Raw genomic sequence first — 23,649 nt, forward strand, 5'->3', positions numbered from 1 at the left:
ACACGCGTTCCCATACCGAACACGACCGTTAAGCCTTCCAGCGCCGATGGTACTTGGGGTTTTACCCCTGGGAGAGTAGGACGTTGCCGGGCAAGAAGCGTCTCTAGGAGTTTACCCTAGGGGCTTTTTTTATGGGGAAAAACGTCCACTCTCGACTTCCACTGGGAGAGTATGCGGAACCTGAATCGCAGCCAACTCGGAGAAGGGCATCCACGATTAGAGGAATCCTCTCGTTGGATCTAAACCTCTAGAAAATGCTTCTAGAGGCTTTTTTCATTGAAGAAAACATTCACTTTGGTCATTTGCTCGGAAAAGTATGCAGTACTATATAAAAATGGAGCTTATTCAGCTTTCAGAGTGCCTACACTTGCTGGCGGGTTATGGCTTCCCATAGATTTTCCAAGAAAGTGTAGCCCAACTATAGACAGTAAAGCAACAAATCCTGTACACCACCACAACAAGCTTGGAAAATTATTCTGTACTCCTATTTGCAAAATTCCTCCTCCAAGGCCTTGACTAAGACCTCCACCTAAAGCCATACCAAGACTAGCAAAGCCATAATAGCTGGCCATGAGTGCTGGCTTGGCAAAACGGGAGATAAGGTCGAAAGTGGTCGGTTCTGAAATCATGACCCCGAAAGAAAAAAGCAGCATTCCACAAATGAATAGAGACAAGAAATTTGTTGAGCCTAAGAGAACTAACCCTATGCCCATTAGACCAAACCCTAGCTTTAATGTGAAGATCAATTCAAAACGAGTCATCCATTTACTGATGAAGTATTGGCACAAAATGATAGTGAAAGAAAACAAAAGCAATACCAGAGAAACCGCCTGAGGATGGTTAGTGATTTGAACAGCGTGAATCGGAATAGTTAGAAAGAGCTGCATATACATAAAGTAATAACCTATGGTAATTAGTGTAAAGGTAACAAAATGGCGATCTTTAATTACTGTTCTCCACATGCTTTCAAATGGGATATGCTGGGTCTGAACGTAAATCTCAGGTAATCTTATATACGATAAAATACTAATGAAAATAAATATTGCAGCACTGGCTAAAGAAATATATATAAAGTCAAAATGAATTAATATCGCTCCTAATATAGAAGCCAAGGCGATACCAACGTTAGCTAGTATTTTTCGGATGGCAAACATCCTGCTTCTTTCTTGGATTGGAGTTAGGGTACTGAGTGCAGCGTGACTAGTAGAGTCAAATGCAGCCCCACCTAAACCGGTACGCTAGAAATAAACTAAATACATGGTCTGATAACGCAAACAGACCAAATCCCATTCCTCTGACGAACATACCAGAAACAATCATCATTTTATAGCCAATGCGATCTGCTACTAATCCTGCAAGGAAACCAAAGCCCTGCTGGGTGAACTGGCGCAGCATTAATAAGAGCCCTGCAAGGAATGGTGTCCAAAGTAAGCTGCCAGTAAGATAGTAGGAGAGATAGGGAATAAGGGCAAAAAAGCCTAGAGACATCAATAGTGTATTTAGAAGTAATAAAGGTACTCCTAGTGGAAAGGAATGCTGCCATCGAATCATTTGTACACACTCTCCTAAAACATTCATTCAAAAACGATAAGATTATCATAGCTGTTTCCTCATGATTAATAAAATGAATTATTTAAATAGCTGTAATCAAAAAAATTGATTAGAAACACAACTAAGGTATACTAAGTTTGTGGTTTAAAAGTGGTATAAACGATGAATGTGAGGGATTTTTATGGAGATACAGGAACTGAAGGCCTTTGTAGAGTTAACAAAGTTCAAAAACTTCACTAGAGCAGCTGAAAAGCTACATATTTCTCAATCTACCGTAACGATGAGAATAAAATCATTAGAGCTTAGTTTAGGAAAAAAGCTATTAATTCGAGACAATAGATATGTGGAGCTGACAACGGCAGGGAAAAGATTTCTCTTGTATGCTCAACGGATATTAGAATTAGTGCAGGAAAGTGAAAGGATTGTAGCAGCAGACGAAGAGTTCGAAGATCAATTAGTTTTAGGCAGTCTTAATTCACTTTGGGAATATATGCTTTTCCCTGCTCTTGATCAATTTGCAGAGCGTTATCCTACAATTGCTTTACGAACGATTATAGGACATTCCGATGAAATTATAAATAAAATCATGGATGGAATTATTGATGTAGGTATCGTCTATATTCCGCCAAAAGGACTAGATATGGAGGTAGTTCCTCTTTTTTCTAACACATTAAAGCTGGTAGCCCATCAGAGCTTCGATATAGGGGAGCAACCAATCTCTATTCAGGAATTGTCTACGTATCCCTACGTTCATATGGACTGGGGAGATCCGTTCTCTTCCTGGTATCGGTCTGAGACTGGAAAAGGGAAAGTACACAGCTTACAGGTCGATCATGCTGCTTATTTACTCAAATTCATTCAGTCAGGGAAATACTATGGATTCTTATTAAACTCTGTTTGTGATCCTTTAATTGAAAAAGGTGAGCTCAAACAGATAGAGCTAAAGCTGGACAAACCTGTTCCGAAGCGTACGACTTATCTTATCTACCCAAAAAGAAAAGAACAGCAGCTTGGTGTTTCTACATGGATTGACTATATATTGAGTATAGACTTGGGAGCATCATAAAAGTCTCCCAAGTCAGGGGTGTTAGCTGTTTTAGACTGCCAAGTTAACTTATACTTCTAATAGGTTTATCTGGTCTTAAATTTTTTGAATCTGAATTTGACTAGCTGTTCCAATACGATTAGAAATTTCGTTCAAAATGTTTGGATACTGAGAGTAGGCCCCAACCTGAGTTCCATCAACGATGACGCGATAAATAGGGTTACTTCCTCCACCACCGTAGCCTGAAACCCTAAAGAATGTGTGGTTACCAAGCACTCTTTTTTCTACAACCTCTCTATACGTTAAACCGTTAAAGCTATATTCTTCTCTTCCATTCCTTATTCTTGATCGGTTGTTATATAGGGCATTCGTGTTAAACCATAGACAGCTACCAATAGGATTTGCTCCTCCATTTAATGCAACATCTAAAGAATCTGTCCACGCTTGAGTACTCCTGTTGGGCTCACGAGCAGAAAGAGTCGTCATACCTGTGAACTGATAAGGATGCAGAATTGTTCCGTTAATAGTGTTACCTCCAAACTCTGCTAGGTTGACAGCAATACGGTTTAGCACCACATGATAGCAACCTCTCTTGCCTTCTAGCGTCTCACCACGGGCCTCAGAATAAATCATACGTGCCATGTTATCAGCAGCTGGTAAGCTTCTAAAATGGTTTAAATTCCACGGGTTATTTGGATTGTGGTTTCTTATTGGATCTCCATAAGCCATGTATCAATCTCCCCTTAAAATTAGTTTTAAGGGCGAGGGAATTGAAAGACAGGTCGAGTACAATTCCCGATACTCTCCCATCTTTTCGCTCTTCTCTAATAAAAGGAAAGGAGAGATCGAAAATACAAGATTCATCCATCATTTCTTGCATAGAGATCAAAAATAGTGTAGACTTATTTTTAAGTTCGATCAAAATCGAACTAATTAAAGTCCAATTAATTGAGAACACAGGAACACAGGAACACAGGAACACAGGAACACAGGAACACAGGAACACAAGAACACAAGAACACAAGAACAACAAACATGTTGTAAATCAACCCAGCAATGGAGGTCCTGAATGAGCATAAAGCCAAAAGAAAACCTAGAAATAATCCTAGAATGTTCTCCTGTATATGAGCTTGTACTTAGCTTACGTGCTTATTTAAATAAGAAAGATAGAAAGATATTAGAGCTCGGTAAAGACAGGGTTAAGCAAATCGATGAGCAGTTATCTCCAGAAATTAAAGAAATAATGGAAAGCGAACGTGATTTTCTATTACAGCAGTGTGATATTATATCGCTTGTTTATCTTTGTCCCACTAAGGAAAGTGTTTCAGGATTTTTAGAGTGGTTAAGACAGGACAGTGAATGCTTCAAAAAACTGCATCAATTTATACTGGATGAAAGTGGACACTCTGCAGTACAAACATGTGATCTAAATGGACTAAAGGACCGTATAGTTACGATATGGGAAGGGTGGTATAAGCAATACTTTGCTAACGTTGAAGAGAAGATAACGGCAGAACTTAACCGTAGCTTGTCTGAAAAAAAAGAATGGATGGGGAAGCTTTCGGCGATAGAAATCATTGAAAGATTAACAAATGGTATGTACCTAGAGGATACGAATGCAGATCAAATTATATTGATCCCACAAGTACACTTTAGCCCCTTTAACATCTATACTCAGCTAAACGTCGGTGAGCAACTGAAGCAATTCTATTGCTATCCGATTGATCTTCAAGCTAGCGCCGATGAACCCGCACCTAGGTTGCTAAGGATCGTAAAATGCATATCTGATCCTAATAGACTGAAAACGCTTCGTTTTTTGTACCAAACAGAAAAAAGCTTTACCGAAATTGTACAGCACCTTGGGCTGGCCAAAAGTACCGTCCACCACCATGTTGTCATGCTTCGGGCAGCAGGGCTTGTTCGGTATCATATATCGGATACAAAAGGAACAAGGTATAGTCTTAGAGAGACGAGGATAAGGGAAATTTCCGATGTTATACATGAATATGTTACTAGATAATCTATCGTTTATTTTAATAGATGGAATAAATGAGGGAGAGTGACAGGGTGAGAACGTTAATGCAGAACAGGTCATTTATGTTTATCTGGCTAGGTCAGTCTGCGTCTGCTTTAGGGGGAACGTTTACTACGTTTCTAATGTCATGGTTAGCGTATGAATTTACAGGATCTATGGTAGCTATGGGGAGTGTGTGGGTTTTTTATATGGTGCCTAGTATTATCGTTCAGTTGATTTCGGGACCATATTTGGATCGCTGGGATCGTAGAGCTGTGATGGTTTTTTCTGAGTGGGTTCGTGCGGGAACCTTTTTAATCGCTTTAATTCTCTTTTTTACAGGGCAGCTTGGTCTAGTTTATCTCTATATTATTGCTCTTGTCATGGGGATAGCAGAGCCCCTCTTTCGGCCTTCAAGTATGGCTTATGTAGCCCAGATCCTACCCAAGGATAAGCTGGTCCAAGGAAATTCCTCTTTAGAAGGAACGATGCAGCTTATGATGCTTATTGGACCCGCCTTAGCTGGTCTGCTATTGCAGCTGATAGGAGTACAAATCATAATAGGGATGCTGGTCATTGTATTGGGATTAGCGGGCTTTTTTCTATTCCTTTTACCGAAATCCAATCATACCTATGTTCAAAAGGAAGGCTGGTTCACTCAATTTAAGGAGGGTCTTTCCTTTTATAAAATATACCCAGTACTGCTAGGTGTAGGAATCCTCCTCATGCTCATGAATTTTTGCGTTGGTGCTGTTAGTCCAATGTATCTCCCATATGTAACGGAAGTGTTGAGCGGCTCAACGTTTCAATATGGCTTGTTTATGTCTGCATTCTCTTTAGGTATGGTTTTGGGCTCAGTGCTGATTGGAGCAGCTAAGGAACCTAAGGATAGACGTAAGTTGATGCTAGGGGCAGCCTTCTTAGAAGGAGTAGGATTTTTGGTCTTGGGAGTAAGCTCAGTATACGTTCTTTCTCTTCTTGTAGCGGTGATTCAGGGCATATTCATCATGAGCTTTAACATACATAACACAACCCTGTACCAAAGGCGTGTGCCAGAGCATTTACGAGGACGAGTGTTTTCCATTAGAATTTTACTTGCTCAAGCTGGTGTGCCAGTTGGTGCTTTATTAGGTGGAATTGTTGCTGACGCATGGGGTGTTTCAATCTTATTTTTAGCTATAGGTAGCTTGATTACATTGGTAGCTATCATCGCTTTTCTGACACCTATTTTTAAGCAGTTAAATGATCATGTGCCAGAGGTACAGGGAGAAACATCTGCCTAAGAAGAAAATGCTGCTGTCTGAGATGAAAAACAGCTAGGCAAAAACACATGCTTGTTTTCATAAGCTAGGGGATAAAAATCAGGTTTTGCTGGTAGATCTGATTCAAAACAAGGTTAGGAAATTTCCTTAGTATAAGCTGCAGGATTTCTTCAATTAAGTAGGTGTCGCTTGAACTAAAGGAAAAAACCAATTCACCCCAAAGCTCTGTATCATAACGACAAAGCATACCTAAAAGATAAGATAGCATATTAATCACGACTAGTTCATCGGAAATCCGTAAAGTCCCCTTCGTATAAAAGAAAAATGATCCATCACTATTCCGACAGATCTGGGGATGCTGAAGAGGTGTAAAAAGTGGATTTTTGCTCTCAAAATGAAGAGAAAACGTACGTTGGTCCGAGTGAAGTAAAGACTCATGTTCAGATAACCCCACTACAAAGAGGTCTGTCAAGCTTTCAAATTCCGTTTGAGTTATACCCTCTTTCTTATCAGGTATAAAACGAAGCTCCCACATATTAGCCGTAGCAGCCTGTCTATCCTCCAGTATTAGTGATGCTGTAGTAGTAACAGGCAAAGGTTGTTCTGTAATGTGCACAGGAAGGAGTGTTTGTTCTCCTGTTTTCCTAGTATAGATATCCTGTAGCTCAGGGACCATACTAAGTAGCTCTCTCACCTTAAACTTGCTGTGCACCTTTAAAGATGACGTAAGGGTCATTTCGGCAAATAAGGGCAGTAGCCCGTCACGTTGTACCTTGATCTCATCTAAAAGGAACTGGTAATGTAATTTTTTCTTCTTGCGTGTAGTAATTCCATGCTGCAGGACAGCCGTTGTTCGAGGATAAAAAGGGTCATTGATTAAAATCACCGCCTTCATCAAACTGGTTACGCCATAATAGAGCAGAAGTGGACGGACAATAAACTCACTCTCCTTAGCCGACTTGAAATAGGCTACCCCTTGCTTTAAAAAATAAATTAATTTATGCGTATTTTCATAGGCTAGTCGTAGAGCTTGCTTCTCTTCTTGAATATCGGGGAAGGCCTTATAGCGCTCTAATAATAATGCCTTCACATTTGGCTCATTTTGATAATAGTGAAAAAAGCTCCATATTTTCTGCATAGGATCTTCCGTTTTTATATATGAATCGATCATTAGATATCCCCACCTTTTTTATTCGGCTCACAAGTATAGAATGTGCAAAAGAGTCTGACTTATTTCCCCTATCTTGACGTAAATTTTGGCTTCTGATAAACTTTCAATAATATTTTTTAGTATTATTCGGAAATGACGCAAAAAAAGGAAAGGGTCAGGTGTTATGTGGGAGAATAAATTTGCTAAAGAAGGACTTACATTTGATGATGTATTGCTTGTTCCAGCCAAATCGGAGGTCTTGCCCCGAGATGTTCATTTATCTGTACAGCTTAGTGAAACATTAAAGCTGAATATTCCTGTTATTAGTGCAGGTATGGATACTGTTACAGAGGCAGAAATGGCGATTGCTATGGCTAGGCAGGGAGGCCTAGGCATTATTCACAAGAACATGTCTATTGAAGAACAAGCGGAGCAGGTAGATCGAGTTAAACGCTCTGAAAGTGGTGTCATCACAAACCCTTTTTCTTTAACGGCACAGCACAAGGTCTATGATGCTGAGCATCTGATGAGCAAGTATCGGATTTCTGGTGTTCCGATCGTGGACGAGCAGCAAAAGCTTGTAGGTATTTTAACGAACCGTGATCTACGCTTCATTCACGATTACTCCATTGAAATCAATGATGTCATGACCCGAGATAACCTGATTACAGCACCTGTAGGAACCACATTAGAGCAAGCAGAAGAGATTCTGCAAAAGCACAAAATTGAAAAGCTCCCACTCGTCGATGATCAATATTTGCTACGTGGCTTAATTACCATTAAGGATATTGAAAAAGCGATTGAATTCCCTCATGCAGCAAAGGATCATAAAGGTCGTCTTATCGTTGGTGGAGCGATTGGTGTGTCCAAGGATATCGATGAGCGTGTGTCCGCTTTAGTAGAAGCTGGGGTAGACGTTATTGTTATTGATACGGCCCATGGTCACTCTAAGGGTGTGCTAGACACCATTAAGCGTGTTCGTGAGCAGTATCCTGACCTGAACATTATTGCTGGTAACGTAGCTACTGGTGAAGGAACAAGATCCCTTATAGAAGCTGGAGCGAACATTGTAAAAGTTGGAATTGGACCAGGCTCCATCTGTACGACACGTGTTGTAGCTGGAATCGGGGTTCCACAAATAACAGCGGTATATGACTGTGCTACTGTGGCTCGTGAGTATAACGTACCGATTATTGCTGATGGAGGTATTAAATACTCTGGAGATATTACCAAGGCAATTGCTGCTGGAGCTAGTGTTGTTATGCTAGGAAGTCTCCTAGCAGGAGTATCTGAAAGTCCTGGAGAGTTTGAAATCTTCCAAGGCCGTCGCTTTAAGGTATACCGTGGAATGGGCTCTATTGGAGCAATGAAAACGGGGAGTAAGGATCGCTACTTTCAAGAGGGAGAGCAGAAGCTTGTTCCTGAAGGGATTGAAGGAAGAGTTCCTTATAAAGGGCCATTAGCTGATTCCATCCATCAGCTTGTCGGAGGGCTGCGTGCAGGAATGGGCTATTGTGGGACGAAAACCGTAACAGATTTGATTCAGAATGGACAATTCGTGCGTATTACAAACGCTGGTCTTAGGGAATCCCACCCACATGATGTACAAATTACGAAGGAAGCACCAAACTATTCCATCAGCTAGATAGCTGTAAGGAAAGATTAATGATGTCCGTAAGCCAAATGTTACGCAATGTTCATATTTGATGGCGGATAGACGTACTAAAAACAAGAGCAGGGACGAATCTAAAGGCAGGAAATAATTCCTGTCTTTTTTTGCATGGTCAGCTATGATAAAATATTTGTTAGTTTGGCTTATTATTATGGGGGTGCGAGGATTGAAATTAATGAAAAAAATCGGATGGCTTGGGCTCATTGTTATGCTAGCTTTTACAACGATTACTGGTGGGTTGGGAACGCTATCTGTGGCGGCAAATACACCTTTTGATCTTGATGCAGAATCTGCCTTATTAGTTGAGGTAGAAACAGGTAAAATTGTATTTAGTAAAAATGCGGACGTAGCACTTCCCCCTGCAAGTATGAGTAAGATGATGACCGAATATCTTGTTTTAGAAGCGATACATAACGGAGATTTTGATTGGGATACAGTTGTGACAACAAGTCCTTTTGCCCATTTCATTGCTTCATTGGATGGGACATCCAGGGTGTGGCTGGCACAAGGAGAACAAAGAACAGTAGAAGAACTGTATACGGCTATGGCGGTATACTCTGGGAATGATGCAACGGTTGCTCTAGCAGAGCAGGTGGCCGGCTCAGAGCAGCTTTTTGTTCAGCTAATGAATGAAAAGGCAAGAGAGCTAGGCATGACCAACTCTCATTTTGTAAATTCAACAGGGCTACCTAACAGTATGCTAGGTCAGCATATTCATACAGGAACAGAATCGGACGAGAACCTTATGTCTGCAAGAGATACGGCTATTCTAGCTCGTGCTTTAGTACGTGAGTACCCGGAGGTATTAGAATTTTCCTCCATTCCGGAAATTGAAGCAGGCTATTTTGATATTGAAATGATTAACTTTAACTGGATGCTAGAAGGACACCGTACAGGAACTCCGCTTGGTTTAACGTATCAAGGTCTTGATGGGCTGAAAACGGGCTATACGGACCTTGCAGGAAACTGTTTTACTGGTACAGCAGAGCGTGACGGTGTAAGACTGATTAGTGTCATTATGAAATCGGAAACTCAGCAGTCTCGTTTTGTCGAGACTCAAAAGCTGCTTGACTATGGTTTTAATAACTTTGAGTTAAATGAAGTTGTACAAGCTGGTGAAATCATTGAAGGCTATGAAACCATTCCTGTGGCAAAAGGGAAGCAAAAGGAGCTACCTGTTGCCATTGAACAAGCATTAACTACTTATATGTACGAGGGTGAAGAGGAACTCTACACCTTAGAGGTTGTCATGGATCCAGAGCTGGTCGATGAAGAGGGTCGCTTGATTGCACCGATTGAGCAAGGAACAGCTGTAGGAGAAGTTAGAGTTGTGTACACAGGGAATACAGAGTATAGTTTTATTCAACAGGATCAAACATCGGAATCACTAGAACTGATTGCCCAAGAGGATATCGAAAAAGCAGGCTGGCTACGTCTCTTTATGCGTTCGATTTTGGAGTTTTTCTCGAATGTGTGGGTGAGTATTGTAGAAGGAATCCAAGGCTGGTTTTCGTAAATACTAGAAGGTAAGCTATAACGGTCATTTCGATCAGAAGTCTGAATAAATTCTTAAATTCTAATTCCGATAGGAGGAATACACATGCAAGAAGCAGGAACGTCTAGAGTTAAAAGAGGGATGGCAGAAATGCAAAAAGGTGGCGTAATCATGGATGTGGTTAACGCTGAACAGGCAAAAATCGCTGAAGCTGCAGGAGCCGTTGCCGTTATGGCCTTAGAGCGAGTACCATCAGATATTCGAGCGGCTGGTGGAGTTGCCCGTATGGCAGATCCAACGATCGTAGAACAGGTTGTAGGAGCCGTTTCCATTCCCGTTATGGCTAAAGCACGTATCGGACATTTTGTTGAAGCCAAGGTGCTAGAAGCTCTTGGAGTCGATTATATTGATGAAAGTGAAGTGCTGACTCCAGCGGATGAGGTGTTCCACATCAATAAGCATGACTTTACTGTCCCTTTTGTTTGTGGTGCGCGTGATTTAGGTGAAGCTCTGCGCCGTGTAGGTGAAGGAGCATCGATGCTGCGTACGAAGGGTGAGCCAGGAACAGGGAACATCGTAGAGGCTGTACGTCATATGAGGATGGTTCAATCTCAAATTCGTAAAGTGAAGAGCTTGTCTAAGGATGAGCTAATGACAGAAGCGAAGAATTTAGGAGCTCCGTACGAGCTATTGCTAGAGATTCATGAAACAGGCAAGCTTCCTGTTGTTAACTTTGCAGCTGGAGGAATTGCTACACCTGCTGATGCGGCTCTAATGGTTCATTTAGGAGCAGATGGAGTGTTTGTAGGCTCTGGTATCTTTAAATCAGATAACCCTGAGAAGTTCGCTAGAGCGATCGTTGAAGCGACAACACATTATGAGGATTATGAGCTAATCGGAAAAATATCTAAGGATCTAGGTACACCGATGAAGGGTATTGAGATTTCCAATATTGCCCCTTCTGAACGGATGCAGGATCGCGGCTGGTAGGAGAAGGATGAAAATAGGTGTATTAGCCTTGCAGGGTGCTGTGGCCGAGCATGTTCGTATGCTACAGAAGGCTGGAGCAGAGGCGTTCCCAATTAAGAAGGTCGAACAGCTGGAGGATATATCAGGCTTAGTCATTCCAGGCGGAGAAAGCACAACAATTGGTAGGCTTATGAGGATGTATGGCTTTATGGAGAGGCTACAGCAGTTAGCCTCCTCAGGATTCCCTTTGTTCGGCACCTGTGCAGGTTTAATTATTTTAGCTAAACGTATTGCTGAGCAAGAAACCTCTCATCTAGGAGTTATGGACATAGATGTGCAACGAAACGCTTTTGGCCGTCAGCGGGAAAGCTTTGAAACAAACCTAGTTCTTGAAGGAATAGCTGATGACTTTAGAGCGGTATTTATTCGAGCTCCCCTTATTTTAGAGGTCGGTTCAGATGTCCAAATTCTAGCGAAGCACAAGGACAGTATTGTAGCGGCTAGGCAAGGCCATTATCTAGCAGCAAGCTTTCATCCAGAACTTACGGAGGACGAGCGCTTACACGCTTATTTCGTTCAAATGGTTCAGTCCTACGCTTGGGGCAACACAGAAGGTAAGAAGCAAGAGATTCAGCGTGAGCAAGAGATATAGAGCCTTAGGTTAACTCTCTTCCCTTATTGGGGTGAGGGTTTTTCTCTCTGGCTGCTCCTTGAGCCTAGGCTCCCCATAGTATCTGCATGGATTGATTTTACCCATATTGCCCATTTTAACTGTATTCGTGATATTATAGGGGAAGCAAAAATAATATCTGTAAATGATTGTATAAAAGGAGTGCTTTTATGCTTGATGCGAAACGATTACGTACTGATTTTGAAGAGGTGAAAGAAAAGCTCCAGCACCGTGGTGAGGATATTACAGAGCTGGACAAGTTTCCTGAGCTAGATACGAAACGCAGAGCTTTAATTCAACAAGTTGAGGAGCTAAAGAGCCGTAGAAATAGCGTTTCTCAACAGGTGGCCCTGCTTAAAAGAGAAAAACAGGATGCGGAGCATCTGATTCAAGAAATGAAAAGTGTGAATGATCAAATCAAACAACAGGATGAAGAGCTAAACGCTCTTGATGCACAAATTAATGATATCCTGCTAACCATACCTAATGTTCCACATGAGAGTGTGCCGATTGGGGCAACTGAGGATGATAACGTGCTTCACCGTACATGGGGAGAAACTCCTCAATTTGATTTTGAACCACAGCCCCACTGGGACATTGCCAGCAAGCTAGGCATTTTAGATTTTGAAGCAGCGGCCAAGGTAACGGGTGCACGCTTTGTCTTTTTGAAGAAGATCGGAGCTCGTTTAGAGCGTGCGTTAATTAACTTTATGTTGGATCAGCATATTGATCAGCATGGCTATGAGGAAATTGTGCCTCCGTATATCGTTAATCGTGAGAGCATGACAGGGACAGGGCAGCTTCCTAAATTTGAAGAGGACGCTTTTAAATTGCAGGATACAGACTTTTTCCTGATCCCTACATCAGAGGTTCCTGTAACGAACTATTATCGTGATCATGTATTGGACGTGGAGCAGCTTCCAGTTGCTTTTGCGGCGTATAGTGCTTGCTTCAGATCTGAAGCGGGGTCTGCCGGAAGAGATACAAGAGGGCTGATTCGTCAGCATCAATTTAATAAGGTTGAGCTTGTTCGTTTTGTAAAGCCAGAGGACTCCTATGAGGAGCTAGAAAAGCTAACGGCTCACGCTGAACGAATTCTACAGCTGCTAGAGCTTCCTTATCGAGTGCTTAATATGTGTACAGCAGATCTAGGCTTTACTGCCGCTAAAAAGTACGACATAGAGGTCTGGCTTCCAAGCTATTCTACCTACCGTGAGATTTCCTCCTGTAGTAACTTTGAAGATTTCCAGGCAAGAAGAGCCAATATTCGCTTTAGAAGAGACAAAAAAGGTAAGCCAGAATTTGTTCATACACTCAACGGCTCTGGCCTAGCTATTGGAAGAACGGTTGCAGCGATTTTGGAGAACTATCAGGCGCAGGACGGTAGAGTAAGAGTCCCTGCCGTTTTACAGCCTTACTTAGGCAATCGTACACATTTAGAATAGCCATTCTGTAAACAGCAAGACTAAATTTACAAACGATGACTCTGCACGGTCATTGATAGATAGACTAGGAAAGAAATGGAGGGGGATAAGTCTTAAAAGAGACGATTCCCCCATTTTATTTTACAGTCTAAGAATTTATAAAATTTGATACAATGGTTTCTTCAAGTTTTATAATTTATAAATTCTGACTGCAGGACATAGGACGACTTGCAACTTTAGTTGCTTAGCGTCACTTGCGCACTATGTGGTGAAAGCTTCCTCTAATGATGGACTAGGCAACCTCTTCGAGAGGGCTTCAATAGAAGCTTTTCTAACAGAACTCCTGTACATATGACGTCAAATATGACAAAATTTAGAGTATAGACCAAAACAGTAATGTATATAAAGGTAGATTTTGTATTTTATTTTCTAAAAATTCGCTCAAATTATCTGCTTCGTTTAGTCAGAAATGAATGACATTATTTTGGTAAACAAGGGGTGTTACTGTGAGTAAAGAAAAAGTACTTGAAGTTAGTGATCTCAAGACCTACTTTTTTGGCGATGATGGCCGTGTATCAAAAGCTGTAGATGGAGTGAGCCTAGACGTCTATGCTGGAGAAACATTAGCTATTGTAGGCGAATCGGGCTCTGGAAAGAGTGTTAGCTCTCTTTCTATCATGGGTCTTATTCCTGAGCAAATAGGAGAAGTGGTAGAAGGGAAAATATTGTTCGAGGGACAGGATCTCCTTAAGCTTTCTGAGAAGCAATTAACACGCATACGAGGGAATCAAATAGCGATGATCTTCCAAGAGCCGATGGTCTCCTTAAATCCTATTTTTACGGTAGGGTACCAAATAGCAGAAGCTCTAAGGAAGCATAAAGGTTTAAAGAAAGCGGCTGCATACGAGAAGGCAATCCATCTGTTAAAGCTAGTAGGTTTTCCAAGGGCTGAGGAGACGGTACATGAGTATCCTCATCAGCTCTCAGGGGGAATGAGACAAAGAGCAGTAATCGCTATGGCTATGTGCTGTGAGCCTAGGCTGCTTATTGCTGATGAGCCGACTACAGCTTTAGATGTGACCGTACAAGCACAAATTCTTGAGTTAATGAAGGATGTGAAGGAAAAGTATGATTCCTCCATTCTGCTCATTACCCATGATTTAGGTGTTGTCGCAGAAATGGCTGATCGAGTGATCGTCATGTATGCAGGTCAAGTAGTAGAAGAAGCATCGGTCCACGATATATTTGACCGGTCTCTTCATCCGTATACGGAAGGCTTGATGTCTAGTATGCCAAGACTAGAGGATGAGGAGACACGTTTAGAACAAATCCCTGGAGCGATTCCTCCTTCTCATAGCTTTCCACAGGGATGTCGCTTTGCCCCTAGGTGTAGTAAAGTAATGGCCCGTTGTATGGAAGAGGATCCGGAGCTCATCGAGCATGAAATTCGTCATCGTGTGCGTTGTTTTCTGTATGATGATTCCGAATCAATTGTAATAAATGATGACAGAACAGTAGAGAGAAAGAAAGACAAGGAGGTATTACTAGAAGTAAAAGGATTAAAAAAATACTTCCCGCTTCGAAAAGGATTATTCGGCAAACCGATAAAGGAAATCAAAGCGGTCGATCACGTTTCTTTTACTATCTATAAAGGAGAAACTTTAGGGATTGTGGGAGAATCCGGTTCAGGGAAATCAACGCTGGGGAGGACACTGCTCCGTTTGCTCGAGCCTACTGCTGGTCAAATCCTATTTAATGGTCAAAGCCTCTCTGAGTTAAGAGCATCAGAATTAAGGAAGCAGCGCAGGGAAATGCAAATGATTTTTCAGGATCCTTTTGCTACGTTAAATCAACGGATGACCATAGGACAATTAATGATGGAGCCAATGATTATTCATAACCTTTATCCCCCTATGGAGAGGGAAGCAAAGGTGATAGAGTGGTTAGAACGAGTCGGATTATCTGCAGCAGCGTTATCGAAATATCCTCATGAGTTTTCGGGTGGACAGCGTCAAAGAATAGGAATCGCTAGAGCTGTTGCTATGCATCCCCAGCTAGTGGTTGCGGATGAGCCGGTTTCGGCGCTAGATGTATCCATACAGGCTCAGGTTTTGAATCTACTGGCCGATTTACAGGAAGAGCTAAACCTAACATACTTATTTATCTCTCATGATTTAAGTGTAATTAAGCATTTCTGTGATCGAGTCGGTGTGATGTATTTAGGACGTATGATGGAAATTGCTCCTAAGAGAAACTTTTATCAAAAACCTTTACACCCTTATAGTCAAGCGTTGCTTTCAGCTATTCCCGTACCGAATCCCAAAGCAACTGGAGAGAAAATCATATTACAAGGAGATCCACCTAGTCCGGCAAATCCTCCATCCGGCTGCGTATTTCGTACGCGCTGTACCCAAGCACATGAGCGCTGTGAGAAGGAAATTCCTCAGCTTACCCACCAAGGGGATGGTCAATATGTGGCCTGTCATTTGTACACTTCTGATTCAACAGATCTTTCTAGTTCTATAAGGGAAGAGGTTGCCGTTGGTGTTGATTAGATGATGTACTAGTAAAAGTTGGCTTAATGAAAAGCATGAGTACGTTTTAAAACCGTACTCATGCTTTTTATGCTGTATAAAAGAATGGATAGGATAATTTCTATCTCTGTGGTAAAGCATAATTTAACTTTTTGCCGATGCGCTCTAAGATAGGGTAGATTGATTCAGGGTTTTTAACAAGATCATACTCATTGATATTTAGCCTTAAAATCGGACAAGCGTTAAACTGATTAATCCAATTCTCATAGCGCTCATGAAGCTCTTTCCAATAGGCTAAAGGCGTTTCCTGCTCCATAGGGCGTCCTCGCTCTTGTACACGCTGCACAATATCATCGAAGGTTCCCTCTAAGTAGATAATCATGTTCGGATGAGGGAAATAAGGAGTCATCACCATCGCTTCAAACAAGGACGTGTACGTTTCAAAATCTGTTTCGTTCATATTGCCTTGCTGGTACAGCATTTTAGCAAAAATCCCTGTATCCTCATAAATAGAGCGATCCTGAATAAACCCGCCGCCATATTCAAAGATTCTTTTTTGTTCCTTAAATCTTTCCGCTAAAAAATAAATTTGGAGATGAAAGCTCCAGCGTGAAAAATTTTGATAGTACAAATCTAAGTATGGATTTCCTTCTACTTTTTCTAAAGATGTACGAAAACCTAACGCTTCCGCCAGACGGTGAGTCATAGTCGATTTTCCTACTCCTACCGTTCCAGCTACAGTAAGGATTGCATCCTTAGGGATATTATATTGTTCGGCTACATTCATACTGATTCTCCTTCTCCAATAATGTGCTAACCTGCTGAATGATGTCATTTAAATCCTTCTTCGACGCTACAAAATCAAGCTCATCTCCGTTAAACTCCAGCACAGGGATATCAGGGTGACTGCGCTTAAATTCATACATAAAATCTCGGTAATCGGTCGATAATTGTTGTAGGTACGCTTGATCAATGCTCTTTTCCATTTCTCTTCCACGCATTTGAATGCGCTCAATCAGCGTTTCAAGGCTGGCATTTAAATAAATGATCAAATTGGGCTTAGGCATGTCCTGAACTAAAATATCATAAATTTGTATGTATTTCTGCCACTCGCTAGGCTGTAAAGTTCGGCGAGCGAAAATCGTATTTTTAAAAATATGATAATCAGCCACTACAGGCTTGTTTTGGGCTAAAAAACTTGATTGGATGTCAAATAGCTGTTTATAGCGATTACACAGGAAGAACATTTCCATTTGGAAGCTCCACTCATCCATATTTTGATAAAATTTATCTAAAAAAGGATTTTCTTCTACAATCTCCTGCAATAAATGAAATTGAAACGTTTTACTGATTTCCTTCGACAAAGAGGTTTTACCCACACCGATGGGTCCTTCAATGCTAATAAAAGGGATTTTCACACCGCTCTCCTCCTAATTAAGAAGCCTGTCTCTTGTATGGTTAGGCATATCATGTCGTGTTTGTGTAGACAGTCAAAGGGCTACAATTGTATGATATAAACACATCTTTGAAGCTTGTACAACGTTTGAGCGTCCGACAGGATACACCATAATAAGATATTAGTACCTTGTCGATATTATAGCAAAAAACATAGAAGTGCAACCAGTAGAGTAAATAATTTATAGCGTTTAAAAGGTTAACTTAACCGTCGGATAAATTCCCATTTTTGCCGCTATGGAGGAGGGTAGGAGATGGACAATAATTCATCGAAAGCATCGGAGATACAAAGCGATCTACAGCCATATGTTGATTATATGGAGGAAGCCATTCGATTGGCTAAGCAAGCCGAAGATTTAGGTGAGGTTCCCATTGGAGCTGTTGTTGTTCGAGATGGTGAGATTATTGGTCGTGGATATAACAGAAGAGAAATCGACGGCAATCCGTTAGGTCATGCTGAGCTTATGGCCATTTCGGAGGCAGCAGAAAAACTAGGGGGCTGGAGACTAGAGCAGTGTCAATTGATAGTGACATTAGAGCCTTGTCCGATGTGTGCGGGGGCCATTATACAGGCTAGAATTCAGCTGCTCATTTATGGAGCGAAGGATCCCAAGGCAGGTTATGCTGGATCTTTGTACAACACCTTGCAGGATCAGCGTTTAAATCATCAGACAGAAATTATTCACGGTGTATGCCAAGAGGAGTGTCAGGAGCTGCTACAATCCTTTTTTCGCCGGTTAAGAGCACAGAAAAAAGAACACAAGGCTCAAATGTCCTCTCAGTATAGGGAAAGTGGCACAGGAAGCGATAGTCCCATAGAATCCTAACTTTTGGAAGAAGGAATATCTTGTGTTCCGAGTCAGAATTATATATAATGATAGATGCACCATTTATCAGGTGCCTAAAATCATATATAAAGTTTGCTGTGCTAGATGGGGAGGTAGCGGTGCCCTGTAACCTGCAATCCGCTATAGCAGGGTTGAATTCCTAATCGAGGTTTGTATGATGTAAGGTCTGGCTATTGCAAGTGGTGTTGATGAATGGGTCCTACGCAACGGAAGCCCATGAACCCCGTCAGGTCCGGAAGGAAGCAGCGGTAAGTGGTGTCTAACGTGTGCCGCAGGGTCGCCTGTTCTGAGCTAACTACAATAGTACGCTTGGGTGATACTTATCGAGCTTAGGTGCACAGCATTTCATATAAAACACACTAAGTTATCTAACAAAGTAGTGTTTTTTTTATTCCTTTTTTAACTTGCAGATGTTGCATTTTTGAACATTTCCTAAAAATTTTGATTTGAGCTAGGCAGGAACTTTTGATCGCCATGTAGAATATAAAACAATAATTTCCAATAAAAACAGATGTTTAGAAGGGGGAGTATCGTGTTTGTTACTATTCATGTACGTAACCACAAAGAACAACAACTGCTACATAATTTAACTTACATTGATGCCCCTTGTATCCTTTTTCATCATCATTCAGGTCGCTTGCTAGGATGTAATGATCAGTTTTTACGTGTATCTCACTATCGTCCCGAGCAGCTTAAAGATATATACATATATGAAGGTTTGTTCCAAAATATAAGAAATATTCATGAATTGCAGCAAATTATTGTACAGAATAATAAGGCGAACATAGAGTGGAAAGGTGCAAATCAGTTATGGCGAAGCCAAATCCGCCCCTTTTGTATTCCTTTCGAACAGCTGGATCAGCAGCAGGATTATCCCGAATACTTGTGTCTTCAATTTATGGAGGGTCAAGAACAACAGGGTCAAGAATATCAACGTGAATTCCTTTCTCTATTTTCTGAGCAGCTACTCAGCCAATCCCATTTAGCCTTACTTCTTGTAGATTGTGAGGGAGAAGTGCTGACAATGACGAAAGCGGCTACAGAGATCATGGGTGGAGAAATAGAGGATTATATCGGTCAAAACATCTTAGAGTATTATGCCTCCCTACCCTTTAACCGCAGATTAATCCACAAATCCCTTTTCAGAGAGATCAGCATCCGTAACAAAGTATTGATGTGGGACGATGGTCAAGCGGAAAGAGAGCTTTTGCTTGATAGCTTTCCGATTTATGATCTGGATCGCAATTGGATAGGTATGTCTATATTTATCAAGGATGTTACAAATGTACGCTTACTAGAGGATCAGATCCGCCGAAAAGATCGATTGGCTATGATTGGACAAGTAGCGGCTGGAACAGCTCATGAAATAAGAAATCCACTCACTTCTATTAAAGGCTTCTTACAGGTCATGAAAAAGACATTAGAGGACCACAGCCTGACGAAGGAAGTTCATTACACCGACATCATGCTCGAAGAAATCGAAAGAATTAATCATCTTTTAGGAGAGTTCCTATTATTAAGTCGATCAAAGGAAACAAAGTTTGAAATTATCCACATGGTAGAGCTAATGACACAGTTCTTACCGGTTATAGGAAATGAGGCATCCTTGCAGGGGGTAGCCATTGAGCATCAGGAACAGGAGAACTTACCTAAAGTAATCGGTAATCGGGATCTATTGAAACAGGTTTTTTTGAATATTTGTAAAAATGCGATTGAAGCCATTCAAGGATCAGGCAAGATTAAAATTTCTTATCAAATTGATCCTAGAAATAAAGTCATGCACATTCATTTTGCTGATAATGGTCCAGGAATTCCCTCCTATATTAGGGAAAAGATCTTTGATCCCTTCTTTACAACTAAGGAAAACGGAACAGGTCTTGGGCTTTCTGTGTGTCATCGCATTATTCATGATATGGGTGGGGAGATTAATGTTTCATCGACGGAACGAGAAACGTTATTTACCGTTCAGATCCCCTATATAGAGACGTAAATTAGGCGTAACTTCTGCTAATGATTAAAGGATGAAAGCAGCTATCATAAAGCAGATTTGCGCCTCTTTAGCTTTTTTGGGGCTTTTTCTTAGTTGGAAGCCTCTTTTGTCTGCTTATTAGTGTCAGAAGCCTAAGCATGATATAATAAAAAGATGAGACTCTCTATGGAACATAGAGCTTAGCGAAACGTTCGAATCGTAAGGAATGGAGCTGGATCTTGATGAAGCACCAAGCGTTATATCGAGCATGGCGACCACAGGGATTTGCTGACGTTGTGGATCAGGTGCATATCACCAAAACTTTACAAAACGCTCTGATTGAAAATAACTGCTCTCACGCCTACTTATTTAATGGACCTAGGGGAACAGGAAAGACATCAACAGCCAAAATTTTAGCTAAGGCCGTTAACTGTGAAAAAGCACCTGTTGCTGAACCTTGCAATGAATGTGCTAGCTGTTTGGGTATTACACGAGGCAGTGTTGTTGATGTCGTAGAAATCGATGCCGCCTCCAATAACGGTGTGGATGAAATTCGAGATATTCGTGATAAAGTAAGATTCTCTCCTACAGAGGTGAGAATGAAAGTATACATTATTGATGAGGTTCATATGCTAACGCAGGGTGCGTTTAACGCTTTACTTAAAACACTTGAGGAACCACCTGCCCATGTTATGTTTATCCTAGCTACTACAGAACCGCATAAAATTCCGCTCACGATTATCTCACGCTGTCAGCGCTTTGATTTCCGACGGATTTCAAAATCGGCCATTGCCCATCACCTTCAGCGTGTTTGTGAGCAGGAGAAGATAGAGATTGAGACTGCTGCCCTGCAACTATTGGCTCAGGTTGCTGAAGGGGGAATGAGGGATGCTCTCAGTCTTCTTGATCAAGCTTCCTCCTTCGCGGAAGCTGGGGTTACATTAGATGATGTATTAATGGTTACTGGAGCTGTTTCTCAAGAGGCTCTTGCCACTTTAGCCGATGCGATGCTTGGAGGACGAGTCGACGAAGCCATACGAAGCATTCACGTCTTGCTAGAGCAAGGAAAGGAGCCGACAAGACTGGTGGAGGATCTTATCCTATACTTCCGGGATATGCTACTCTATCAAACGTCTGCTGACCTAGAGAACCTGCTAGAGCGTGTCCAGCTGACAGAGGACTTTAAGCATAAGGCAAAGCAGTATTCTAAGGATCAGCTTGTTCGCTCTGTAGAAAGATTAAGCTATGTCCAGCAGGAAATGAAGTGGACGAATCATCCACGTGTATTTTTAGAGATTGCCAGCATTCAGAGCGTGGAAGTCTCGGCTTCTCCTCTTGTTGTAGAGAATGAAAAGGGTGCTGCTGGTCCAAACAGCATGCAGGAGAATTTACAAGGGGCGGGATCACCAGAGACCCTTCAACGCTTGGAAGCCAAAGTGAATGAATTAGAAAAACGTCTACAGCAAGTCCAACAAACAGGTGGATCACCGAATAGCGGTTCTGATTCAGGTACTATAGATTTGAAAGCGAAGAAAAGGGCAAAGCCGATCCAGCTCTCTACAGATAAGCTAGTAGACATGCTGAAAAAAGCAAGTAAACCCACTCTCATACAACTGACAGAGCAGTGGCAGATTATCCTTGAGGAAGTCAAAAAGAAAAAAATAGTACTCAAAGCACTGTTAAGTGATTGCGAGCCTGTAGCTTGCTCAGAGGACTTTTTCATTCTAGCCTTTAAAAATGAATTTCATCGCAATACTTCAGAGGAAGAACAGCACCGAGAAATGATTGAAGAAGTGATTCATAGGCAGATGAAATCAACTGCGAAAATGATCACAATTATGTATAATGAATGGGATGAAGTCAAACAACAGTTTATCAAGGAGCAGCGAGGAGAAGGTCGACCTCAGGAGAAGAGTGAGCAACAAGAGCAGGACGATGTTGTTGTAGAGGAAGCGGTTAAGCTTGTGGGTGAGGATCTAGTTGAAATTATTTCCTCAGAGGAAGAGTGATGTTCATCTACTGATGATGTGGCTTAATCTAGATCTTAAGAAATAAACAATAGCTTAGGAGGAAATGAACGATGAAAAATATGGGAAATATGATGAAGCAGGTTCAAAAAATGCAAAAGCAAATGCAGCAGGCTCAGGAGGAGCTAAAGGAAAAAACAGTAACCGGAACAGCTGGAGGAGGCATGGTGACGATTACTGCTACTGGTCATAAAGAAATTTTAGATATTACGATTAAGCCAGAGGCTGTTGATCCTGACGATGTAGAAATGCTGCAAGACCTAGTGCTCGCTGCTCTAAACGATGCCCTTAAGCAGGTTGATGACCTAGTTGCTAAGGACATGGGTAAATTTACAGGGGGCATGAATATCCCTGGATTATTCTAACCCGTGAACAAAGGGGGCCACATCCGTGTATTACCCAGAACCAATATCAAAATTAATTGAAGGCTTTATGAAATTGCCAGGCATCGGTCCGAAAACGGCAGGTCGTCTGGCGTTTTTCGTCCTAAGTATGAAGGAAGATGACGTGTTAGATTTAGGAAAGGCTCTCGTCAACGCAAAGCGTAATCTAACGTATTGTACCGTTTGCTGCAATATTACGGATATAGATCCTTGTCGAATCTGTATGGATAAGCACCGTGACCAATCTGTTATTTGTGTTGTCCAGGATCCTAAGGATGTCATTGCTATGGAACGGACAAAGGAATTTCAAGGCTTGTATCATGTGTTAAATGGAGCCATTTCCCCTATGGAGGGGATCGGTCCAGAGGATATTAAAATACCTGAGCTCCTCAAACGCTTAGAAAATGAAGAGGTTCAGGAAATTATTCTTGCTACAAACCCAACCATTGAGGGAGAAGCTACTTCTATGTATATTTCCAAGCTTATTAAGCCATTCGGTTTAAAGGTGACGAGGATCGCCCATGGTCTTCCTGTTGGTGGAGATTTAGAATATGCTGATGAAGTAACCCTTATGAAAGCGTTAGAGGGTAGAAGAGAGATTTAAATGATCTCTTTCCCTAAGCTCAAAGATTCCATCATGTTTTGTCCTACTCTTACATACACTAGGGAATGTAAGGGGGAGGTCGTATGTTTTGGAGGAGGAAAAATATCGCAGATAATGAGCAGTATCGGTTGATTGCAAGCATAGAAGAAGCACGTAAGAAATGGTCGGAGATTCAAGCTTGGAGAATCTGTGATGAGGATAGCTTTGAAGCGCAGATTCCAAAGCTATTAGCTGAGATCAGATACAGTTATTTACTTAGGCAGGCCCGCCAGAGAGAGTATGTGAATCGGTGGTACTTTGAGTTTCAGGAATTAAGTCACAAACGAAAGCTAGAGACTCAAACTTTGTATTCTCAACAATGAGGAGAATAATAAGTTAAGCTGAAGGAGCACAGCTATGTGCTTCTTTTTTGTGTTTGAAGGAAAATCCAAAAAATAATAAAATCCCATATTATTTGAAACTTTCCCCATATTTTAAAGTCGTTATATATAACGAGTCCCCATTTAGTGAATCAGATCATGATAATTGAATAGGAGAAGGTGAACAATTAAACGAAGTAATAAAAATGTGGATGTGA

At 41.4% G+C, this 23,649-nt stretch carries 19 protein-coding genes, 1 rRNA gene, 1 other RNA gene and 1 pseudogene; 17 read left to right on the forward strand and 5 right to left on the reverse strand.

The features are described from left to right. Positions 1-92 (forward strand): 5S ribosomal RNA (gene rrf / locus J2S11_RS16880); the annotation flags it as partial. Positions 93-341: 249 nt separating this feature from the next. Here rrf and J2S11_RS16885 read toward each other — a convergent pair. Further along, positions 342-1,578 (reverse strand): annotated as a pseudogene (locus J2S11_RS16885) (MFS transporter). Between the two features lie 154 nt (positions 1,579-1,732). Here J2S11_RS16885 and J2S11_RS16895 point away from each other — a divergent pair. After that, entirely contained in the window at positions 1,733-2,617 is an 885-nt protein-coding gene (locus J2S11_RS16895) for a LysR family transcriptional regulator (protein WP_307396516.1), read from the forward strand. A 75-nt stretch (positions 2,618-2,692) separates the two neighbouring features. Here J2S11_RS16895 and J2S11_RS16900 read toward each other — a convergent pair whose 3' ends face one another. Continuing rightward, on the reverse strand, positions 2,693-3,325 hold the full coding sequence (locus tag J2S11_RS16900; protein WP_307396517.1) for a cell wall hydrolase: 633 nt from the start codon (positions 3,323-3,325) through the stop codon (positions 2,693-2,695). Positions 3,326-3,665: 340 nt separating this feature from the next. On the opposite strand from J2S11_RS16900, the gene J2S11_RS16905 reads away from it, so the two are divergent. Together J2S11_RS16905 and J2S11_RS16910 are read left to right on the forward strand one after the other, a co-directional pair. Then, complete coding sequence (locus J2S11_RS16905) at positions 3,666-4,616, forward strand: ArsR/SmtB family transcription factor (protein WP_307396519.1); 951 nt, start codon at positions 3,666-3,668, stop codon at positions 4,614-4,616. Positions 4,617-4,663: 47 nt separating this feature from the next. Beyond that, entirely contained in the window at positions 4,664-5,893 is a 1,230-nt protein-coding gene (locus tag J2S11_RS16910; RefSeq protein WP_307396521.1) for an MFS transporter, read from the forward strand. 64 nt (positions 5,894-5,957) lie between these two features. On the opposite strand, the gene J2S11_RS16915 is transcribed toward J2S11_RS16910, so the two are convergent. Next, entirely contained in the window at positions 5,958-7,043 is a 1,086-nt protein-coding gene (locus tag J2S11_RS16915) for a YaaC family protein (protein WP_307396524.1), read from the reverse strand. A gap of 163 nt (positions 7,044-7,206) precedes the next feature. Between J2S11_RS16915 and guaB the strand changes: the two genes are divergently transcribed. The 6 genes from guaB to J2S11_RS16945 all read left to right on the forward strand — a co-directional run bounded on the left by guaB (position 7,207) and on the right by J2S11_RS16945 (position 15,807). Continuing rightward, positions 7,207-8,667: an IMP dehydrogenase gene (gene guaB / locus J2S11_RS16920; RefSeq protein WP_307396525.1), complete on the forward strand. Its 1,461-nt coding sequence runs from the start codon at positions 7,207-7,209 to the stop codon at positions 8,665-8,667. Between the two features lie 202 nt (positions 8,668-8,869). Further along, the gene (locus J2S11_RS16925) at positions 8,870-10,210 is read left to right on the forward strand and encodes a D-alanyl-D-alanine carboxypeptidase family protein (RefSeq protein WP_307396679.1); all 1,341 of its coding nucleotides are present in this window, start codon (positions 8,870-8,872) and stop codon (positions 10,208-10,210) included. A gap of 84 nt (positions 10,211-10,294) precedes the next feature. Further along, positions 10,295-11,179, forward strand: coding sequence for a pyridoxal 5'-phosphate synthase lyase subunit PdxS (pdxS, locus tag J2S11_RS16930; RefSeq protein ID WP_307396527.1), 885 nt, complete (start codon positions 10,295-10,297; stop codon positions 11,177-11,179). 7 nt (positions 11,180-11,186) lie between these two features. After that, positions 11,187-11,810 carry a pyridoxal 5'-phosphate synthase glutaminase subunit PdxT gene (gene pdxT / locus J2S11_RS16935; RefSeq protein WP_307396529.1) on the forward strand — a complete coding sequence of 208 codons (624 nt, stop codon included), beginning with the start codon at positions 11,187-11,189 and terminating at the stop codon, positions 11,808-11,810. Positions 11,811-11,998: 188 nt separating this feature from the next. Then, positions 11,999-13,273 carry a serine--tRNA ligase gene (serS, locus tag J2S11_RS16940; protein ID WP_307396531.1) on the forward strand — a complete coding sequence of 425 codons (1,275 nt, stop codon included), beginning with the start codon at positions 11,999-12,001 and terminating at the stop codon, positions 13,271-13,273. Positions 13,274-13,758: 485 nt separating this feature from the next. After that, positions 13,759-15,807 carry an ABC transporter ATP-binding protein gene (locus J2S11_RS16945; protein ID WP_307396533.1) on the forward strand — a complete coding sequence of 683 codons (2,049 nt, stop codon included), beginning with the start codon at positions 13,759-13,761 and terminating at the stop codon, positions 15,805-15,807. 100 nt (positions 15,808-15,907) lie between these two features. Here J2S11_RS16945 and J2S11_RS16950 read toward each other — a convergent pair whose 3' ends face one another. Together J2S11_RS16950 and J2S11_RS16955 are read right to left on the reverse strand one after the other, a co-directional pair. Then, on the reverse strand, positions 15,908-16,573 hold the full coding sequence (locus J2S11_RS16950) for a deoxynucleoside kinase (protein ID WP_307396535.1): 666 nt from the start codon (positions 16,571-16,573) through the stop codon (positions 15,908-15,910). Beyond that, a complete protein-coding gene (locus tag J2S11_RS16955) occupies positions 16,551-17,204 on the reverse strand; it encodes a deoxynucleoside kinase (protein WP_307396537.1) in 654 nt (217 codons plus the stop codon). Before J2S11_RS16955 ends, J2S11_RS16950 begins: the two co-directional genes overlap by 23 nt. A 291-nt stretch (positions 17,205-17,495) precedes the next feature. On the opposite strand from J2S11_RS16955, the gene tadA reads away from it, so the two are divergent. From tadA to J2S11_RS16990, 7 genes are all read left to right on the forward strand, one after another. Continuing rightward, positions 17,496-18,068, forward strand: a complete 573-nt coding sequence (gene tadA / locus J2S11_RS16960) for a tRNA adenosine(34) deaminase TadA (protein ID WP_307396539.1) — start codon at positions 17,496-17,498, stop codon at positions 18,066-18,068. Positions 18,069-18,164: 96 nt separating this feature from the next. Continuing rightward, positions 18,165-18,430: signal recognition particle sRNA large type (gene ffs, locus J2S11_RS16965), an RNA gene on the forward strand. A gap of 191 nt (positions 18,431-18,621) precedes the next feature. After that, positions 18,622-20,079 (forward strand): ATP-binding protein, encoded by a 1,458-nt coding sequence (locus J2S11_RS16970; protein ID WP_307396541.1) that lies wholly within the window; start codon positions 18,622-18,624, stop codon positions 20,077-20,079. A 221-nt stretch (positions 20,080-20,300) separates the two neighbouring features. Next, the gene (dnaX, locus tag J2S11_RS16975; RefSeq protein WP_307396680.1) at positions 20,301-22,067 is read left to right on the forward strand and encodes a DNA polymerase III subunit gamma/tau; all 1,767 of its coding nucleotides are present in this window, start codon (positions 20,301-20,303) and stop codon (positions 22,065-22,067) included. Positions 22,068-22,138: 71 nt separating this feature from the next. Continuing rightward, a complete protein-coding gene (locus J2S11_RS16980) occupies positions 22,139-22,450 on the forward strand; it encodes a YbaB/EbfC family nucleoid-associated protein (RefSeq protein WP_307396543.1) in 312 nt (103 codons plus the stop codon). A 25-nt stretch (positions 22,451-22,475) separates the two neighbouring features. Beyond that, positions 22,476-23,072 carry a recombination mediator RecR gene (gene recR / locus J2S11_RS16985; protein WP_307396545.1) on the forward strand — a complete coding sequence of 199 codons (597 nt, stop codon included), beginning with the start codon at positions 22,476-22,478 and terminating at the stop codon, positions 23,070-23,072. Between the two features lie 83 nt (positions 23,073-23,155). After that, positions 23,156-23,434: a DUF2508 family protein gene (locus tag J2S11_RS16990; RefSeq protein WP_307396547.1), complete on the forward strand. Its 279-nt coding sequence runs from the start codon at positions 23,156-23,158 to the stop codon at positions 23,432-23,434. Positions 23,435-23,649: the final 215 nt, after the last annotated feature.

The sequence above is a fragment of the Bacillus horti genome (genome assembly GCF_030813115.1).
Lineage (GTDB): Bacteria > Bacillota > Bacilli > Caldalkalibacillales > JCM-10596 > Bacillus_CH > Bacillus_CH horti.

Coding starts and splice junctions, on each gene's coding strand:
- J2S11_RS16950 (WP_307396535.1), bottom strand. CDS start 16,573: ATGAATGTAGCCGAACAATATAATATCCCTAAGGATGCAATCCTTACT.
- pdxS (WP_307396527.1), top strand. CDS start 10,295: ATGCAAGAAGCAGGAACGTCTAGAGTTAAAAGAGGGATGGCAGAAATG.
- serS (WP_307396531.1), top strand. CDS start 11,999: ATGCTTGATGCGAAACGATTACGTACTGATTTTGAAGAGGTGAAAGAA.
- guaB (WP_307396525.1), top strand. CDS start 7,207: ATGTGGGAGAATAAATTTGCTAAAGAAGGACTTACATTTGATGATGTA.
- J2S11_RS16925 (WP_307396679.1), top strand. CDS start 8,870: ATGAAAAAAATCGGATGGCTTGGGCTCATTGTTATGCTAGCTTTTACA.
- pdxT (WP_307396529.1), top strand. CDS start 11,187: ATGAAAATAGGTGTATTAGCCTTGCAGGGTGCTGTGGCCGAGCATGTT.
- J2S11_RS16990 (WP_307396547.1), top strand. CDS start 23,156: ATGTTTTGGAGGAGGAAAAATATCGCAGATAATGAGCAGTATCGGTTG.
- J2S11_RS16895 (WP_307396516.1), top strand. CDS start 1,733: ATGGAGATACAGGAACTGAAGGCCTTTGTAGAGTTAACAAAGTTCAAA.
- J2S11_RS16900 (WP_307396517.1), bottom strand. CDS start 3,325: ATGGCTTATGGAGATCCAATAAGAAACCACAATCCAAATAACCCGTGG.
- J2S11_RS16905 (WP_307396519.1), top strand. CDS start 3,666: ATGAGCATAAAGCCAAAAGAAAACCTAGAAATAATCCTAGAATGTTCT.
- J2S11_RS16980 (WP_307396543.1), top strand. CDS start 22,139: ATGAAAAATATGGGAAATATGATGAAGCAGGTTCAAAAAATGCAAAAG.
- tadA (WP_307396539.1), top strand. CDS start 17,496: ATGGACAATAATTCATCGAAAGCATCGGAGATACAAAGCGATCTACAG.
- J2S11_RS16915 (WP_307396524.1), bottom strand. CDS start 7,043: ATGATCGATTCATATATAAAAACGGAAGATCCTATGCAGAAAATATGG.
- dnaX (WP_307396680.1), top strand. CDS start 20,301: ATGAAGCACCAAGCGTTATATCGAGCATGGCGACCACAGGGATTTGCT.